This is a genomic window from Vibrio tetraodonis, assembly GCF_003350295.1.
Taxonomy (GTDB): domain Bacteria; phylum Pseudomonadota; class Gammaproteobacteria; order Enterobacterales; family Vibrionaceae; genus Vibrio; species Vibrio tetraodonis.
On record NZ_QLYY01000025.1, the window covers coordinates 38,440 to 57,031 of the forward strand.

At 45.5% G+C, this 18,592-nt stretch carries 16 protein-coding genes and 1 pseudogene; 5 read left to right on the forward strand and 12 right to left on the reverse strand.

Annotation, left to right across the window (positions count from 1 at the left end; genetic code table 11):
• Positions 1-34 precede the first annotated feature (34 nt).
• On the reverse strand, positions 35-2,101 hold the full coding sequence (gene glyS / locus DPF90_RS18140) for a glycine--tRNA ligase subunit beta (protein WP_114787730.1): 2,067 nt from the start codon (positions 2,099-2,101) through the stop codon (positions 35-37).
• Between the two features lie 14 nt (positions 2,102-2,115).
• Positions 2,116-3,033, reverse strand: coding sequence for a glycine--tRNA ligase subunit alpha (gene glyQ, locus DPF90_RS18145; protein WP_114787731.1), 918 nt, complete (start codon positions 3,031-3,033; stop codon positions 2,116-2,118).
• Between the two features lie 470 nt (positions 3,034-3,503).
• Between glyQ and DPF90_RS18150 the strand changes: the two genes are divergently transcribed.
• The gene (locus DPF90_RS18150; RefSeq protein ID WP_114787732.1) at positions 3,504-4,058 is read left to right on the forward strand and encodes a TMEM165/GDT1 family protein; all 555 of its coding nucleotides are present in this window, start codon (positions 3,504-3,506) and stop codon (positions 4,056-4,058) included.
• Between the two features lie 159 nt (positions 4,059-4,217).
• Entirely contained in the window at positions 4,218-4,460 is a 243-nt protein-coding gene (locus tag DPF90_RS18155) for a hypothetical protein (RefSeq protein WP_114787733.1), read from the forward strand.
• A gap of 45 nt (positions 4,461-4,505) precedes the next feature.
• Here the strand turns inward: DPF90_RS18155 and tusA are convergent, their stop codons facing one another.
• On the reverse strand, positions 4,506-4,760 hold the full coding sequence (gene tusA, locus DPF90_RS18160; RefSeq protein WP_420855789.1) for a sulfurtransferase TusA: 255 nt from the start codon (positions 4,758-4,760) through the stop codon (positions 4,506-4,508).
• A gap of 128 nt (positions 4,761-4,888) precedes the next feature.
• Here tusA and DPF90_RS20385 point away from each other — a divergent pair, with 128 nt between their 5' ends.
• Positions 4,889-5,071, forward strand: coding sequence for a hypothetical protein (locus DPF90_RS20385; RefSeq protein ID WP_114787735.1), 183 nt, complete (start codon positions 4,889-4,891; stop codon positions 5,069-5,071).
• Positions 5,072-5,285: 214 nt separating this feature from the next.
• Here the strand turns inward: DPF90_RS20385 and acuI are convergent, their stop codons facing one another.
• The 6 genes from acuI to ilvG all read right to left on the reverse strand — a co-directional run bounded on the left by acuI (position 5,286) and on the right by ilvG (position 12,774).
• On the reverse strand, positions 5,286-6,266 hold the full coding sequence (acuI, locus tag DPF90_RS18170) for an acrylyl-CoA reductase (NADPH) (protein WP_114787736.1): 981 nt from the start codon (positions 6,264-6,266) through the stop codon (positions 5,286-5,288).
• Between the two features lie 210 nt (positions 6,267-6,476).
• On the reverse strand, positions 6,477-8,027 hold the full coding sequence (gene ilvA / locus DPF90_RS18175; protein ID WP_114787737.1) for a threonine ammonia-lyase, biosynthetic: 1,551 nt from the start codon (positions 8,025-8,027) through the stop codon (positions 6,477-6,479).
• A 3-nt stretch (positions 8,028-8,030) separates the two neighbouring features.
• Positions 8,031-9,872: a dihydroxy-acid dehydratase gene (ilvD, locus tag DPF90_RS18180; RefSeq protein WP_114787738.1), complete on the reverse strand. Its 1,842-nt coding sequence runs from the start codon at positions 9,870-9,872 to the stop codon at positions 8,031-8,033.
• Positions 9,873-9,899: 27 nt separating this feature from the next.
• A complete protein-coding gene (gene ilvE / locus DPF90_RS18185) occupies positions 9,900-10,829 on the reverse strand; it encodes a branched-chain-amino-acid transaminase (protein WP_114787739.1) in 930 nt (309 codons plus the stop codon).
• 12 nt (positions 10,830-10,841) lie between these two features.
• A complete protein-coding gene (gene ilvM / locus DPF90_RS18190; RefSeq protein WP_114787740.1) occupies positions 10,842-11,126 on the reverse strand; it encodes an acetolactate synthase 2 small subunit in 285 nt (94 codons plus the stop codon).
• A gap of 1 nt (position 11,127) precedes the next feature.
• Positions 11,128-12,774, reverse strand: a complete 1,647-nt coding sequence (ilvG, locus tag DPF90_RS18195; RefSeq protein WP_114787765.1) for an acetolactate synthase 2 catalytic subunit — start codon at positions 12,772-12,774, stop codon at positions 11,128-11,130.
• A 492-nt stretch (positions 12,775-13,266) separates the two neighbouring features.
• Here ilvG and DPF90_RS18200 point away from each other — a divergent pair.
• Positions 13,267-14,790, forward strand: a pseudogene (locus DPF90_RS18200) (YifB family Mg chelatase-like AAA ATPase).
• 27 nt (positions 14,791-14,817) lie between these two features.
• Here DPF90_RS18200 and DPF90_RS18205 read toward each other — a convergent pair.
• On the reverse strand, positions 14,818-15,795 hold the full coding sequence (locus DPF90_RS18205) for a DUF2860 domain-containing protein (RefSeq protein WP_114787741.1): 978 nt from the start codon (positions 15,793-15,795) through the stop codon (positions 14,818-14,820).
• A 209-nt stretch (positions 15,796-16,004) separates the two neighbouring features.
• Between DPF90_RS18205 and DPF90_RS18210 the strand changes: the two genes are divergently transcribed.
• Complete coding sequence (locus DPF90_RS18210; protein ID WP_114787742.1) at positions 16,005-16,901, forward strand: acyltransferase; 897 nt, start codon at positions 16,005-16,007, stop codon at positions 16,899-16,901.
• A gap of 46 nt (positions 16,902-16,947) precedes the next feature.
• Here the strand turns inward: DPF90_RS18210 and DPF90_RS18215 are convergent, their stop codons facing one another.
• Together DPF90_RS18215 and DPF90_RS18220 are read right to left on the reverse strand one after the other, a co-directional pair.
• Entirely contained in the window at positions 16,948-17,550 is a 603-nt protein-coding gene (locus tag DPF90_RS18215; protein ID WP_114787743.1) for a thiol:disulfide interchange protein DsbA/DsbL, read from the reverse strand.
• Between the two features lie 30 nt (positions 17,551-17,580).
• On the reverse strand, positions 17,581-18,567 hold the full coding sequence (locus tag DPF90_RS18220; RefSeq protein WP_114787744.1) for a serine/threonine protein kinase: 987 nt from the start codon (positions 18,565-18,567) through the stop codon (positions 17,581-17,583).
• Positions 18,568-18,592 lie beyond the last annotated feature (25 nt).

Genomic DNA, 18,592 nt, shown 5'->3' on the forward strand with positions numbered 1-18,592 from the left:
GTTGGGCTTTATCACATGTCTATTGTTGCATGTTTTACTTTTGAAGAAGTGAAATATCTGCGATTTGTAGGAACAGGTTTCTCAACTTATTAAGAAGAGTAAGACGGTTCTTTTTCAAGGCTTCATCATCTGCCATAACCATGACATTATCAAAGAAAGCATCGACAGGCTCTCGTAAATCCGCGAGTTTGCTCAGTGCATCTTGATAGTTGCCAGTTGCAAAGGCGGGCTCTAGAGCTTCTGCCATGACTTCAACACTTTCAGCCAGCGCCTTTTCGGCATCTTCTTGAAGAAGAGTAAGATCAATAGACTCTGCAAGCTCACCATCAAACTTAGCCAGTATGTTGCCCACTCGCTTGTTAGCAGCAGAAAGTGCTTCTGCGGCTTCAAGCTCTCGGAAGTGGGAAACCGCTTTTACGCGTCTGTCGAAGTCAGCTGGTTTGGTAGGGCGGCGTGCTAGAACGGCCTGAATAATGTCTACGCTGAACCCTTCATCTTTATACCAAGCGTTAAAGCGACCAAGCATGAACTCGACAACATCGTCTTCAACACTTGCATTGGTTAACTTATCACCAAATAAAGATTTGGCTTTCGCAATCAGATCGGTTAGATCCAGATGGTAGCCATTTTCAACGATGATACGCAGCACTCCCAAAGAAGCACGGCGCAAAGCAAATGGATCGCTTCCTTTGGGCGCTTGTCCAATGCCAAAAATACCCACTATGGTGTCAAGCTTATCTGCGATAGCTACAGCAGTAGACACGCCGTGTGATGGTAAAGTATCACCAGCGAAGCGCGGCATATATTGTTCATTAATTGCCACAGCGACTTCTTCCGCTTCTCCATCGTGCCTCGCATAGTGCATGCCCATGACACCTTGAGTATCGGTAAACTCAAACACCATAGATGTCATTAGATCGCACTTAGCTAGCAGGCCTGCCCGTTTTGACTTTTCAACGTCCGCACCGATTTTATCAGCGATATAACCCGCTAATTCGGTAATGCGGTCGGTTTTGTCTTTAATCGTGCCTAGCTGTTTTTGGAAGATGGCTTGCTCTAGCTCAGGTAAGCGGTCGATAAGAGGACGTTTTCTATCAGTGTTAAAGAAGAACTCTGCGTCAGCTAGACGAGGGCGAACGACCTTTTCGTTACCTTCGATGACGTACTTAGGCTCTTTCGATTCTATGTTTGATACGAAGATGAAGTTGGGTAGAAGCTTCTTGTTTTGATCGTAAACAGGGAAATACTTCTGGTCACCTTTCATGGTGTAAACCAGAGCTTCAGAAGGTACCTTTAGGAATTCTTGTTCAAATTTGGCCGTTAGTACAACTGGCCATTCAACCAGAGATGTGACTTCTTCGACTAGATCATCTTCGAGATCGGCGATGCCGCCAACTGCTGATGCCGCTTTTTGTGCCTCGGCAATGATTATCTGTTTACGAGTCTCGTAATCAGCCATAACTTTACCGCGCTCTTGCAAGATCTCAGGGTATTGCTCAGCAGACTCGATAGTGAACACTTGCTCACCCATGAAGCGATGGCCTCGAATGCTACGTCCAGATGCGACACCAAGTATTTCACCGTCGATCAGTTCCGCGCCCATCAGTATGGTCAAAGTTTTTACTGGACGGATAAATTGGGTGGTTTTGTTGCCCCAACGCATTGGTTTTGCAATCGGGAGGTTGGCGAGCGCTTTTGAAGCGAGACTGACTATTATTTCACTCGTTTGCTTACCTTTGACCTCTTGCTTGAACAGCAGCCATTCACCTTTGTCTGTCACCATGCGATCGGCTTGCTCTACCGCTATTCCACAGCCACGAGCCCAGCCTTGAGCAGCTTTGGTTGGGTTACCTTCTGCATCAAAAGCCGCTGTTATGGCAGGGCCACGCTTTTCAACAATCTTATCTGCTTGGCTTTCTGCTAGCTCAGTGACTTTAAGCGCAAGGCGTCTAGGTGCAGCAAACCACTTGATACCTCGGTGAGCAAGCTCAGCGCTTTGCAGCTCGGATTCAAAATTTGCAGCGAAAGCTTCAGCAAGAGTACGAAGCTGTGTTGGTGGAAGTTCTTCTGTACCAAGTTCGATTAGAAATTCTTTTGCCATGTTACTCTTATCCCTTACGCCTGTTCTTTCTTACACATTGGGAAGCCAAGCGCTTCACGAGATGCATAGTATGCTTCAGCAACTGACTTGGTCAGGTTGCGAATACGCAAAATATAGCGCTGACGTTCTGTTACTGAAATCGCCTTGCGGGCATCAAGCAAGTTGAATGCATGGCCTGCTTTTAAGATGCGCTCATAGGCAGGAAGTGGCAATGGCTTTTCAAGCTCAAGTAACTCACGGCATTCTTTTTCGCACTGCTCAAAGAAGCTAAATAAGAAGTCAACATCAGCATGTTCGAAGTTATAAGTAGATTGCTCGACTTCATTTTGATGAAAAATGTCACCATAAGTGACAACGCTGCCATCTGGTGCTTTGTTCCATACTAAATCGTAGACAGAATCGACCTCTTGAATATACATAGCAAGGCGCTCGATGCCGTACGTTATCTCACCAGTAACAGGTTTACACTCAAGTCCGCCCACTTGCTGGAAGTAAGTAAACTGAGAGATCTCCATACCATTTAGCCAGACTTCCCAACCTAGTCCCCAAGCACCTAGTGTTGGATTTTCCCAGTTATCTTCTACGAAGCGAATGTCATGTACTAGCGGGTCGACACCAAGAACTTCGAGAGAGCCTAAGTACAATTCTTGAATATTGTCTGGGGATGGCTTCAGCGCGACTTGAAATTGGTAGTAGTGCTGTAGACGGTTAGGGTTTTCACCATAACGACCATCCGTTGGGCGACGAGAAGGTTGTACGTAGGCTGTTGACATGGGCTCTGGGCCAAGCGCTCGCAAACAGGTCATTGGATGCGATGTGCCAGCGCCAACCTCCATATCAAGTGGTTGAACAATAGTGCAACCATTTTGAGCCCAATAATCCTGCAGCGCGAGGATCATTCCTTGGAAGGTTTTGGTATCGTATTTGTGCATAAGTCAGGTTCGCGCAATTCTGTGATTACTTGTATTTTCGCCTGCTTCGTTGCCTTTTTAGGCAAAAAGTGCGATTCAAAGTAACTAGGGTTGAAAAAATAACAATCAAGTATACCCATAACTGGGCTATGGGAGTAGGGGTAATCTTGCTTAATTGGTAATCAAAAGTGCGATTTAATAGAATTTATGGCGCTTATTATTGCTATTTTTTCTAAAACACATGATTTGATGAAAATCTGACTTGTGATTTTTGGCAGTGGTCTTTAAAATTTGGCCATCTTTGGGGAGTAGCTTGCCGACGGAGTATTTGTTCGGTTCGTTCGTCAACATATTTGGTGCACAATCACCATGGCGTTCGAGACTCATCGCCTGATGAGTTTAGCAAGACCTTAGATAAACATCGTGAACCGGGGCGGGGCACGAGGTTTATCTTAGGTTAAAATTATAATCCCTGCCTCATTGAGCATGTCGTGAGCGTTTTAGCTATATCAATTACCACAGTCGCCTTAGCCGAAATAGGTGACAAAACCCAGTTGTTATCTTTGTTGCTTGCCAGCCGATATCAAAAGCCAATTCCCATTATCATTGCTATCTCGTTAGCAACATTGGTCAATCACGCCTTGGCAGCATGGTTGGGTGTCGTTGTCGCTGATCATATACCTGCAAATCTTTTAAAATGGGTTCTCTTCATTAGCTTTCTTGTAATGGCGTGTTGGATTGTTATTCCAGACAAACTAAACGAAGACAGCAGCATGAAAAATCGTGGCGCATTTCTAACCAGCTTTGTTGCTTTTTTTATAGCTGAGATAGGAGATAAAACTCAAATAGCGACGTCTATTCTTGGAGCCCAATACGCCCAGTCATTCGTTTTGGTCATTGTCGGTACAACAATAGGTATGTTGCTAGCGAATATACCGGTTGTTTTTATTGGTCGTATGTCAGCAGGCAGGTTACCGCTTGATATGATTCGTAAAGTTACAGCGATATTGTTTGCTGGCTTGGCAGTGAGCAGTTTGGCTCTCTAGCCTATCAGGCTAAATAAATTGTATATCGCTAGATATAGGGCGTGACACCTAGCATACCAGTCAAACTATACTCGTGCTATGTTAGCTATTTGAATAATGTTACTCAAAGTGTTGTGAGATCTTATGAATTTTCACCAGACTGCATGAGAGGTCAATATTATGCTGACACGTTATATGGGGATATCTCCCAAAAGTCAGAGTTACTTGTTTAGCTTTGGCCTAGTACTATGTTTGCTGGCAATGGCGCTGACGGATATGTGGCTGCCAATCGTTGCAGGCTCGTTTGTTCTGACTGCCCTGACTGTTGAGGCTTGGATCAGGGTTGCGCATATCCTGCCTTTACAGGAAGAAATGCGCCAAATGAAAGAGCAAGTCGAGCAGTTACACTCCAAGCTAAAGTAAAAGGTTAAGCATAAAAGAAAGCCTGTAATGAAAAGGCTTTTGTATCTATTCAATCCCTTTTCTGATCAGGTATTGATAGGGTAGCTGCTCGGTTTGTGAGTCGATTAGTTGATGATCCATGAACCGGCAAAAGCTTGGTATATCTCTGGTGGTGGAAGGATCGTCAGCAGTCACAAGTAATATTTCACCGTCTTTCATATTACGGATCGTCTTCCTGACCATCATTACTGGCTCTGGACAGCGCATTCCTTCAGCGTCCAGTATTTTGTCTGCCTGCTCTACATTGAACATTGTGGTCATATCTCAAGTTAACTTTAAGGGGCTAGATGATACTGGCGGAGAAAAAATATTCAATAACCTCTTGGCAAACGACACGAATTGATTTAACGTGGTTAACAACTTGATAACATTGTGTGCGGGGATTGCTTATGAATGAGCTTGATCGATTAACAATATACTCCGTGCTTTGCTTTCTGTGTTTTTGCACTCTTGTATTTCGACCTTCACATGAGGTTTCGCTATTACCGGCAGTGGGTATGTTAGCTACTATCTTTGGTATTTGGTTTGAGACCCGTTATTGGCGAGAGTCATCCAATAACCGCCAAGCTTAAGAGTGTGGTAAAAGCGCCAGTTACATTCCGATACTATCCCCATTTTTTCTTGGGCTTCCCCGCTGAAAGGCGGGATTTTTTTATCTAAATTTTATGACAGCTTATAAGCTGTTAGCTAGTAAACATCATAGTCGTTCGGATAAGTGCCAAGCCCAAGCAAACAGAGTGTCTGCTGAGTCAGTCAAACTGCAACTGACTCTAAATTATTTCGCCGTTAGAGTTTAATTACAACTCGCCCGGTAACCTTTCCGTTAGTGATGTCTTCTGCGTAGTTGGATGCTTGTTCTAGCTTGATTTCTGTACATGCTTGTTCGAAGTAGCTTTGAGGCAATAGTTTCGCCAGCTTATTCCATGCCTGAATGCGTTTTTCTGTTGGGCACATGACTGAATCAATACCTTGTAGACGCACGTTACGGAGAATAAATGGCATAACTGTGGTTGGTAAATCGAAGCCTCCCGCGAGCCCACAAGCTGCCACGGCTCCGTTGTAGTCCATTTGGGATAAAACTTTTGCTAATACCTTACTACCAACAGTATCTATAGCGCCTGCCCAAGCTTGCTTTTCTAGTGGGCGTGCGGTTTGTTCAAATTCTGAACGGTCTATTATACGCGTCGCACCAAGCTTCTCTAGCAGAGGACCGTTTTGTTCGATACGACCAGTTACCGCTGAGACTTGGTATCCAAGCTGAGAGAGTAGGGTTATTGCCACAGAGCCCACACCACCGCTTGCACCTGTTACCAAAATTTCCCCAGAGTCTGGTTGAATGCCTGCGTCGATGAGAGCCTCAACACATAGCATGGCCGTTAAGCCCGCAGTACCCACCATCATAGCCTGTTTACCGCTAAGGCCTTTGGGTAAGGGGACAAGCCAGTCGGATTGTAGACGAGCGCGCTGAGCCATCCCCCCCCAGTGATTTTCACCTACTCCCCAACCTGTTAATACGACTTTATCACCGGCTTGGTAACGATCATTATCCGAATGAGCAACTGTGCCAGAGAGATCTATGCCTGGCACCATAGGGAAGTTGCGGATGATTTTACCTTTTCCAGTGATGGCTAAGCCGTCTTTATAATTGAGAGATGAGTAATCAACATCAATCAATACATCACCATGTGGCAATTGACTTTCGTCTATCTTGTCAATACCAGCGAGAGTTTGGTTTTGTTCTTGTCTTAAAACGAGTGCGCTAAACATAAAATGGTCTCCACAACCAAGCAAGAGTTTTGTTGGGCTTTGAGTTTAGATCCAAAAGGTAGCTGACTGAAATGAAACTTTCGTATTATGGAGATGTTGTTGAGCTAGATTAAAGTTTGGTCGTCATTTAATCTTTGGGTAGATGCTAGGCATATTTAGTGATGAAACCATAGAAACTAGGGGCAGAACAAGCCTAGCCCCCAGGCTTTGTTAGGATGATAAGAAGAACTTATAAGATGGATTATCGGTTTCGTCTTTACATTGATAGCCAAGCTCTCTCAAATGAGAGGAAAAGCGTGACAGATCGGATTCATCAAGCTCAAAGCCACACAGCACACGGCCATAGTCCGCTCCATGGTTGCGGTAGTTGAATAAGCTGATATTCCAATGGGTCCCAAGAGTGCTGAGGAACTTGAGTAAGGCACCGGGATACTCAGGGAACTCGAAGCTGTAGAGACGCTCTTTCAGTTGCTTTGATGGTCTGCCTCCAATCATATAGCGAATGTGTAGCTTAGCCATTTCATCCTCTGACAAATCTACCACAGGATACCCACCTTCACGCAGATCATGGATGATGTGCTCTAGTTCTTCTTGGCCGCCTTGAAGGCGCACACCAACAAATATATTCGCTAATGCATCGTCGTTATAGCGGTAGTTGAACTCAGTCACCGCGCGCCCACCAATGAGGTGACAAAACTCAAAAAAGGCCCCTTGACGCTCGGGAATGGTTACAGCCAGTAAGCCTTCACGCTTTTCACCAAGTTCACAACGCTCTGAAACATAGCGCAGACCATGGAAGTTGGTATTGGCACCAGATAGCACTGTGCCAAGGATGCAATTTTCGAGCTTGTTTTGCTCGCTGTATTTTTTAAGGCCTGCAAGAGCCAGTGCGCCAGAAGGTTCAGCAATCGCGCGGGTATCCTCGAAGATATCTTTGACTGCGGCGCAAATTTCATCACTTGAAACAGTAACATGTCCATCAAGATATTGCTGACAGAGTCTAAATGTTTCATCGCCGATACGTTTTACCGCAACACCATCAGCAAACATACTGACCTGATCAATAACCACGGGCTCGCCTGCATCCAGCGCTGCTTTAAGGCAGGCTGAATCTTCAGGCTCAACTGCGATAACTTTGATTTCTGGCATCAATTGCTTAACAAGCACAGCCACACCGGCTGCTAAGCCACCCCCGCCAACAGGTACAAAGATATGATCGAGGTGGCCATTTTGCTGCAGCATCTCCATACCAATTGTCCCCTGACCTGCAATCACGAGTGGGTGATCGAAGGGGGGAACAAAGGTATAACCATGTTGCTTGGCTAACCGTTCCGCTTCTGCTTTTGCTTCGTCGAAATTATTACCATGCAAGACAACAAGCCCACCAAAACTACGTACAGCATCGACTTTGATGTCTGGGGTTGTTTTTGGCATGACAATGGTGGTTTTGATGCCAAGCTTAGTGCCTGATAACGCCATGCCTTGCGCGTGGTTGCCGGCTGAGGCGGCAATCACACCTGCAGCTTTCTGCTCTTCTGATAAGCTAGCAACCATGTTGTAGGCACCGCGCAACTTAAAAGAGTGAACAGGCTGGCGGTCTTCTCGCTTGATCTGCACCTTATTACCAATACGCTCACTCAAGCGCGGCATGGCTTGTAATGGCGTGACGGTTGCAGCTTCATAGACTGGTGCTCTTAGGATCTGGCGCAGGTAGTCTGCGCCAGTCTGGTTCTCTTTCCCTGAAAATTCACACGCTGACATAAGCTAGTCCTCTAGCTTAGACTTGTCTCGCACTGCACCTTTGTCAGCACTGGTTGCCATACTCGCATATGCTTTTAGGGCAAAAGAAACCTCACGCTGACGATCGACGGGTTTCCAACCTAGCTCGTCTTGTTTGGCCCTACGTTCGGTAAGTTCTTGCTCAGAGACCTCTAATGCGATTGAGCGATTGGGAATATCAATCGCAATCATGTCGCCTTGCTTAACTAGGCCAATTGCACCGCCGTTAGCCGCTTCAGGAGATGCATGTCCAATGGATAACCCTGATGTACCACCAGAGAAGCGCCCATCAGTAAGTAGTGCGCATTCTTTGCCAAGCCCCATAGACTTTAGATAAGTGGTTGGGTAAAGCATCTCTTGCATACCTGGGCCACCTTTAGGGCCTTCGTAGCGAATGACGACCACATCCCCCGCTTTTACCTTGCCACCAAGAATGCCTTCAACCGCGTCTTCTTGACTCTCAAAAACGACCGCAGGTCCTGTAAACTTGAGAATGCTTTCATCGACGCCCGCGGTTTTGACAATGCAGCCATCAAGGGCAATGTTACCGGATAGAACTGCAAGCCCGCCTTCTTGGCTAAAGGCATTGTCTTTGGTGCGAATACAGCCATCGACGCGATCATCGTCGAGGCGATCCCAGCGACAATCTTGAGAAAAGGCTTTGGTCGTACGAATGCCTGCTGGTCCTGCTCGATAAAACTTAAGTACATCAGCATCTTCTGTTTGCATAATGTCGTATTTAGCAAGCTGTTCTTTCATCGAGAGTCCGAGCACAGTTCGCGCATCATTGTGCAACAGACCTGCTCGGTCTAATTCACCTAAGATCGCCATTACTCCGCCTGCGCGGTGTACATCTTCCATATGATACTTGGGTGTTGATGGAGCGACTTTACACAGGTGTGGAACTTGACGAGATAGACGGTCAATATCGTCCATATCGAAGTCAACCTCACCTTCTTGCGCTGCCGCAAGAAGGTGAAGAATAGTATTGGTTGAGCCACCCATAGCAATATCCAATGCCATAGCATTCTCAAAGGCATCAAAGGTGGCGATGTTGCGTGGTAATGCAGACTCATCATCTTGTTCGTAGTAACGACGAGTTAGCTCGACAATGCGCTTACCTGCATTGATAAACAAAGCTTCACGATCGGCGTGAGTTGCAAGCATTGATCCGTTACCTGGCTGAGATAAACCCAGTGCTTCGGTTAAACAGTTCATAGAGTTTGCGGTGAACATGCCAGAACACGAACCACAGGTGGGACACGCTGAACGTTCGACTTGCTCGCTTTGTTTGTCCGATACCTTAGGGTCTGCACCTTGAATCATGGCATCAACTAAGTCGAGCTTGATCAATTGGTCTGAAAGCTTGGTTTTGCCTGCTTCCATTGGACCACCTGAAACAAAAATAACGGGAATGTTGAGGCGCATTGAGGCCATCAGCATTCCCGGTGTGATTTTGTCACAGTTTGAGATACAGACCATGGCATCAGCACAGTGTGCATTTACCATATATTCTACCGAATCAGCAATAAGCTCACGAGATGGCAGTGAGTACAACATGCCGCCGTGGCCCATGGCAATACCATCGTCAACGGCTATTGTGTTGAACTCTTTCGCGATACCACCTGCTTTTTCTATTTCACCCGCGACCAATTGGCCCATGTCTTTGAGGTGCACATGACCGGGTACAAATTGAGTGAAAGAGTTCACTACAGCGATAATGGGCTTACCAAAATCTTCATCTTTTACGCCGGTTGCACGCCATAGAGCACGGGCGCCCGCCATGTTACGACCATGGGTGGTGGTTGCTGATCTGTATTTAGGCATTCTACTACTTCCTTAATTTGCCGTGTCTTATGGGTGGACGTAATCCAACCAGCCCCACTTATCTTCTGTGGTACCGTTGAAAAGTCCAAAGTAAGCTTCTTGGAGCTCTTTTGTTATAGGTCCGCGTTTTCCGCTGCCGACTTCAATCTTATCGATAGTTGCAACAGGAACGACCTCTGCTGCAGTACCTGTCATAAACACTTCGTCGGCGAGATAAAGCGCTTCACGAGCAATGTTAGCTTCTTGTACTTGATAGCCTTTATCTCGAGCGAGTGTCATGATTGAATCACGCGTGATGCCAGGGAGAATTGCGCTAGTTGCTGGAGGAGTGGTGAGAACGCCATCTTTGATTACAAAAATATTTTCACCAGCACCTTCTGATAAATAGCCATCGACGCTTAATGCGATACCTTCATCATAACCGTGGCGACGAGCCTCACCACCAACGAGTAGGGATGATAGGTAGTTACCACCCGCTTTTGCTGCTGTAGGTATAGTGTTAGGTGCCGCTCGGTTCCAGCTGGAAATCATGGCGTCAACGCCTTTTTCTAATGCTTCTTCACCTAGGTAAGATCCCCATGGGAAAGCAGCAATAATTAATTCCATTGCTGTATTTGCAGGCGGGCAAACACCCAGCCCCACATTGCCGACAAAGCCAAGCGGCCTGATGTAAGCGCTGTCTAATTGATTTGCACGCACGGTTTCTCGCGTTGCTTCCATGATTTCATCAACCGAATAGGGAATTGGGAAGCGGTAAATCTTGGCAGAATCTTTGAGTCTTTTTGCATGCTCACGATGGCGGAAGATGATTGGACCTTTTGGAGTATTGTAACAACGCACGCCCTCGAACACAGAAGTACCGTAGTGCATTGCATGAGTGAGAACATGAACATTCGCTTTGTCCCAAGGAACCAGTTCACCGTTAAACCAAATAAATTCCGCTGTTTTTGTAGCCATTGTTGCCTTCCTTTATGCGCAAACTTTTTGCTGAAGATTGTTGTTAGGGAGTTGATCACTCGCAATTTGAGTCACCTCAACAGTACGCACATCCCAGAGTTTTTCAATCTGATTGGTCAGAAAAGAGATAGGTCTATCGCTATCGACAATGATTTCAACACTGGCAATCTTGCTTTCATGGTTTTGTGTCCCAGCAACCTGCCTAACAATGAAACCGCGATGGCGAACCACTCTAAGGACGCGCTCAAGTAAAACGGGTTTATCGTCTGCTTTTATGTCGATTAAATATCTTTCCATTTTACGTGTTCTCCAGCATATCATTGTTTGACGCACCCGGTGGTACGAGTGGCCATACATTTTCTTCCTCATCAATCATGACGTGAAGTAAATACGATGTTTCACTTGCCAACATCTCTTTGAGTGCGGGTTCCACCTCTTGCTTGGTGGTGATGGTTTTTCCTGGAATATCGAATGCTTTTGCTAGGGTTATGAAATCTGGGTTGTCATCCAGTATCGTTTCGCTGTGGCGACCATCAAAGAAGAGCGATTGCCACTGGCGTACCATCCCAAGGCGTTGATTGTTCAATAGAACAATTTTTACCGGGATCTGACGTCGCTTTAATGTGCCCAGCTCTTGGATGTTCATCATGAAAGAGCCATCACCTGTAATAAGGATAGATTGATCATTAGGTCTGGCGACAGCGGCCCCCATTGCCGCTGGAAGTCCAAATCCCATAGTGCCAAGCCCAGCAGAAGTGATAAAGTTTTGTGGGTCGCGAGGCTGAATGTGTTGAGCTGCCCACATTTGATGTTGGCCTACATCTGTCGATACCATTGAGCTATCAGGCATCATATCGGACAGCTGTTTTAATAGCCTAGGAGCAAAAATTAGGTCCCCAGGGTGGTCATAGCGCCATTTAAAGCCGCTACGAAGACTTTCACTATGCTTAACCCAAGGCGTAATATCTTGAGCTAACTCCAATTTGGGCAGTATGCTATCGATAGTACCACGCAAAGGTGCATGTGCATGGCGCAGTTTGTTGATCTCTGCAGCGTCAATATCAATATGGATAACACGTGCGTGAGGAGCAAAGGTTTCAAGTTTTCCAGTCACTCGGTCATCAAATCGAGCGCCGACAGCAATCAATAAGTCACATTCTTGAACGACTAAGTTTGCTGCTTTGGTGCCGTGCATCCCTAGCATACCTAAGTAATGAGGATCATGGCGCTCTATGGTACCTAGGCCTTTTAAGGTGCTTACCGAAGGCATAGGATTTAAGCGTAAGAATTCGCGTACCGTCTCTGTTGCTTGTCCAAGTTGCACGCCGCCACCGACATAAAAAACAGGCCGAGTACATTGTGACAGCAGGTTTTGTGCTGTAACCAGCGCTTGCTCACCAGGTTGTGGGGAGGAGGGAGGCGTGAAAGATGGCAAACTATCAACGGGTGCTTGAGCCAGTTGGACATCTTTAGCAATATCAACGATGACAGGCCCTGGTCTACCCGCTTTGGCAACTTCAAATGCTTCGGCTAGGGTTGGCGCTAATTCATCTATATCCGTTACTAGATAGCTATGTTTGGTGCAAGAAAGCGACATACCTATCACATCCATTTCTTGGAATGCATCTGTACCTATGTGCGAGCTTGCGACTTGACCTGTTATTGCCACCATAGGGATGGAGTCCATCAAGGCGTCTGCAAGACCAGTCACTAGGTTAGTGGCGCCAGGTCCTGAAGTGGCCATACATACGGCAACATCTTGCGTTGCTCTAGCCATGCCAATGGCTGCCATTGCGGCTCCTTGTTCATGACGACAGAGTATATGTTCAACGCCACCATCATAGAGCGCATCATAAATTGGCATTATGGCACCACCTGGGTAGCCAAATACCGTTTTAATGCCTTGTTGCTTGAGGGCTGCAACGACTAATTCCGCACCTGTCATTGAACGCTCCCCATCTTGCTTGGTATTCTTTTTGTTGTGTTGCACTTCATGTGCGCTCCCCATTCTTCCTGCCCGTTATTGGCCGAGCTAAGTTTTCCGACTCATTTAAATTTGTGATTATTATTTTGCTGATAGCAGCTTTTAAGTTGAAAAAAACCCCCGAACTTCTCAGTGCGGGGGTTTTTTCAAATTTGGTGTTTATTTTTCGCCCACCAGCCCCCGCGCGGAATCGATAATGACCACGATAATCAGGTTAATCAGCAGTTTAATGTGAGCGTTTTTATTCATATCTTGTTGTGATGTTTTATTTATGTAATTTGATACTAAATGTTTGCGTCCTTAGTGTTAACACAGAATTCTGTTACATGACAAGCAAAATCTCATTCTTTTTTCACATTCTTTCATTATCTCTGCAGGTTATATAACAAGCATGCCGTTAAATTAAACGAATTATCAGAGGGATAAACTGATAGTGTGGGAGTAAAGTTGAGTATGGGACTCGCGATTATTTACAGCCGAGCGTCGGTCGGGGTCGAAGCCCCTCAGGTAGCAGTTGAAGTACACATCAGCAACGGTATGCCAGGTTTTACCTTGGTGGGATTGCCAGAAACAACAGTCAAAGAATCACGTGATAGAGTGAGAAGCGCGATTATCAACTCACGCTTTGAGTTTCCCGCGAAGCGAATCACGGTGAATTTAGCCCCAGCAGATTTACCCAAAGAGGGTGGAAGATTCGACTTACCTATTGCCCTTGGTATTCTCGCTGCCTCTGAGTAAATCCCCGCTGAGGGTTTATCCAGCCGCGAGTTTGTTGGTGAGTTAGCACTGTCGGGTAAACTGCGCAGAGTGAAAGGGGTTTTACCGGCAGCGCTAGCCGCCCAAAAGGTGAAAAGACGCTTGGTTGTCCCCCATTTCAATGGCGATCAAGCTGCATTAGTGGGACACGATATACATCAATCAGCGGCTAGTTTACTTGAAGTTTGCGCTGATATCTGTGGTCAAAAAGCACTAGATTTGCATCAAAACATGATTCAATGCCAAGTAGTTGAACAAAAACGCGATCTGCAAGATATCATAGGCCAGCAGCAAGGAAAGCGAGCTCTAGAGATTGCGGCAGCGGGCAATCACAACGTACTTTTTCTTGGTCCGCCAGGAACGGGTAAAACTATGTTGGCGTCGCGCTTGTGTGACTTATTGCCAGATATGACGGAAGAAGAAGCAATGGAGACGGCTTCTGTGGCTTCTTTAACCCAGCAAGACATCAATGCACTTAACTGGAAAAAACGGCCCTTTCGTGCTCCGCACCATTCAAGTTCTATGGCTGCTTTAGTTGGTGGTGGGACTATCCCAAGGCCAGGAGAGATTTCGTTAGCGCATAATGGTTTATTGTTTCTAGATGAAATGCCTGAATTTGAAAGGAAAGTTCTGGACTCTTTGCGAGAGCCGCTGGAATCTGGAGAAATTATTATTTCAAGAGCACAGGGAAAAACCCGCTTTCCAGCTCGTTTTCAGTTGGTTGGTGCTTTAAACCCGAGCCCTACGGGCTATTATGACGATCATCATTCAAGAGCGAATCCACAAATTGTTTTGCGTTATCTGAGTCGCCTTTCTGGTCCTTTGCTAGATCGCTTTGACATGTCTATCGAAATACCGGCACTGCCCAAAGGCACCTTGTCTGAGGGAGGAGAACGAGGGGAGCCAACTGAAATTGTAAAAGCTAGAGTTGAACAGGCAAGATACTATATGCTGGAGAGAGCGGGTAAGGTTAATGCTTTGCTCGGCAGTCGAGAAATGGAGCAGTACTGCCCGCTTGCAAAATCAGACGCTCAATTTTTAGAAGCGGCTTTGCATCAGCTTGGTTTGTCGATACGCGCGTATCATCGGATTATCAAAGTGGCTCGAACCATTGCAGATTTGGATGGTAAAGAACGCATAGCGCGTCATCACATAGCCGAAGCTTTGGGTTATAGAGCCATGGATCGTTTACTTAAACAGCTAACCAATCAAGCAGTGTAATGGCCCACTAGCTGTGGGCCGATTGATTTAGAACTTGTAGTTCATACCCACGGTAAATAGGTACTGCTTTGTATCGTAGAAATCAATATTTGAGTCAGATTCTGTGTAACCCGAAAGTGAGATTAGAGACCAGTTTTGCCAGCCCATAAAGTTTTTGTATTCGTATGCAGCGAATAAGCTCCACTCGTCCTCATCGCGAACTTTATTATAGATTGGGTTAGTACCGTCAAACGAACGGCTGGTGTAGCCAGCAGTCAGCGCGAGTTGATGTCTATCGAATATTCTAAGATAGGTAAGTTCACCGCCAACAGAGCTAAGAGAGTTCGCATCGCCATCTGCATCTGTGTTGATGTAAGTAATGGAAGGCTTCAAGAAAGAGGTTCTACTGATTGGTTGTCGGAAGTCGCCTTTAATATAGAAAGTTTTTGCGTCGCGTTGTAGAGCGTTTCTTTCCTCACTCGTTAGACTCGATCCTGATAATTCATTATCAATATCTCGACTGCCGTAAACCGTATCTAAGCTAAATCTAGATCCCATGATGTTATTGAACTTAAGACGAAATGCGTTGCCTTTTTCATCCGTGGTTTGACGCTCTTGATTGGTGAGAAAGGGATCCGCCCATGTTTCACCTGACATAACCGTGGGGAGAAATGAGGCGTCAACTATAGTCCCAGACGATAGCTCTTGTTTGTAGCCGACTTCTAGAACTAGAGTACCGACCGCGATATCCTCACGAGAGGTACCAGCATAGACTTGTTTATCTTTGTTATTGCCAAACGTATAAGCTAAGACGCCAAGTGGAAGTACTAAGCCGCCGCTATCTTCAGCAGCACCTTGGTTGACATCAGTAATGACTTTATCACCATTAGTATTGAGGTTAGACGTTGTTGAGGCAAAGCCCGCACTGAGCGCTAACTCTCCACTAAATCCTGAGTGATCTGCTAGCTGTGCTTGTGCACAAGACGCTATAAGCGAAAAGGCTAACAACGAGAGTCTTGTTTTCATTAGGTGATTTCCTTGTCATTTATTTATCGGAGTTAATTAAAAATTGGGGGTATTCTCGCAGAACTTGTCTGACCTGAGTCAGAGAGAGTACAAAACTCTGTCATATCGATTTCAATATGACCATGGGCTTGTATAATTACACGCTGTTTTCATCTTCAACAGGTGAAGTCCTATAAATTCTACTCGAGATCTCATTATTATTTAGTCTTATGTTTGCATATCTAGTTCTTGTATTGAATACCACCCTAGTCATACTGAATTCTGCATTGTGTTCAGTGCTAATATGTCTGATTGCTATGATAAAAATGGCCTTGCAAACCGATCAGTTGAAAGCAAAAGCGACAGCAATGGCTAATCGTGTTATGTGGCTTTGGGCAACGATCAATTCCGGTATTCTATCTGTTACAAATTCGATTGAGTGGGATATAGAGGTTGATGATAACTTACGCAAAGACGGTTGGTATTTGCTTATCAGTAATCACTTAAGTTGGACAGATATTGTGGTGCTGTGCTGCGTATTTAAAGACCGCATTCCCATGCCGAAGTTTTTTCTTAAGCAGCAATTACTCTATGTGCCATTTATTGGTTTGGCTTGCTGGGCTTTAGATATGCCCTTTATGCGTCGCTATTCACGGGAGTATCTGCTGCGTCATCCAGAAAAGCGTGGTCAAGATCTCGCAACGACGCGGCGTTCTTGCGTCAAGTTTAAACACACACCAACCACAGTGGTTAATTATGTTGAAGGAACGCGTTTTACCATACAAAAACAGCGAAAAAGCTCCGCTGGGTATCAATACCTGCTGCAACCTAAAAGTGGTGGTATAGCCTACACTCTGGCCGCTATGGGAGAGCAGTTTGATAATGTTATTGATGTTACCTTAGCTTACCCCAGTAACAATCAAAGTCCATTTCGAGATTTATTAACTGGACGTATGAAAAAAGTTGTGGTGCGTAGCCAAATACTACCAGTAGATGAAACTCTAAAAGGTGATTATTTTAACGACAAACCTTATAAGCGTCAGTTTCAACAGTGGCTTGGGGATGTGTGGCAGGAAAAAGATCAGCAGCTACAAGACATTCATCAGAGTGAAAAAATCAGGTATTGAGAGTAGCAAAAGAAGATGATGTTCTTTTGCTACTCTGGGTAAGCGGCTACTTTTTGCTAACTAGGAAATTAACCAGTTCGAAATACTCATCTATTGTCTTGAGGCCTTGAGCTTCAACAAGATATTTATTGTTGACTATTACAGCGGGCACCCCTGTAAGTCCACTTTGTTCAAATTGCTTGTCAAAGCGGCGCGCCATGGAATCTACCGCAAAACCTTTGAATGCGGCATCAAACTTCTTGGCATCAATACCTTGGTCAAGAAAAATTTGGCGCAGCTCTTGCTCATTTTGAGGTGGCTTGCGCATATTGTGTATACGATTAAACATCACGGGGATCATTTTGTCTTCAGCTTTTAGCACCACCATGGTCGCATAGGCTCTGCTCATAGGCTCTCCCATACTGCCTCCCATAAAAGACACATGGACTTTTTGAAACTTGGTGTCTTTAGGAAGCTGAGCTTTGAGCTGCTGAATGATGGGTTCAAAAGTGTTGCAATGGGGGCAGAAAAAGGAGAAGTACTCGGTGACCGTTGGCTTTTTGGATGCTTCCAAGTCGAGAACTTTGTAATGTTCTCCTTCTTTGTATTGGGCTGCTTGAGCAGACAGGCTCAGCATGACAGTTGCGACAAGTGCAAACAGCTTTTTCATTGTTGACTCCGTGTTGATTATTTTGGCTTCTTACCACTGTGGCATGAGTGAGAGTGGTGGCTCACTGAGTGCCGAGATTTGTTCTTTAAAAGCCAGAACTTGGCTTTCCCAGTATTTTGCGTCATTGAACCAAGGAAAGGCGATTGGAAATGCAGGATCTTGCCATCGCTTGGCTAACCATGCCATGTAATGCACCATGCGTAGACCACGTAACGGTTCAATTAGTTTCAGTTGGTTAGTGTCGAAATCGTTAAATTCTTGATACGCCTCCAAGATAATATCAAGTTGTGCCAGTTTTTCAGAGCGTTCACCGCTTAATAGCATCCATAAATCTTGTATTGCAGGTCCATTGCGCGAATCGTCGAGATCGACAAACATCGGACCGTCACGCCAGAGAATATTGCCAGGATGACAGTCGCCATGAAGACGAATGATGTCATCAGGCTCATTCCAATGCTGTTTAATAGACTGGATAAGTAAGTCTAAGTCATTGAAAAAAGCTGTTTCTAAATGAGTGGGGATAAACTGAGACTGCTCAAGTAGTTGGCGTGGTTGATATAAGTATTCATCCAAGCCAATGGTGGGTCTGTGCTGAAAGGGGACTCTTGAGCCTACTTTATGAATTCGTCCTAAAAATCGTCCTACCCCTTCAAGTTGATCAAGGTTATCCACTTCAAATTGTCTCCCTCCTACACTTGCAAATAGGGCGAATAGGTAGCCTTGGTACTGATGCAGTGTTTTGTCATGGATTTTTACAGGAGGAGCCACTGGGATCTCAGATTCTACCAACTCTAGTGTAAAGTCATGCTCTTCCTGTATTTGCAATGCAGTCCAACGTTCTGGACGATAGAACTTAACTACATAGCGTTGGCGCTGCTCATCGGTGAATTGATAAACGCGATTTTCATAACTATTAAGTGGCAAGAAGCCAGACTCTGCTCGAATTCCAACGCTTTCTATGGCGTACCACATAAAGTCTGGAGTTAATGCATCGAAGTTAAAAGCTTGTTGTGTCATAGGTCAAAGGATCCGCAGCTCAAGT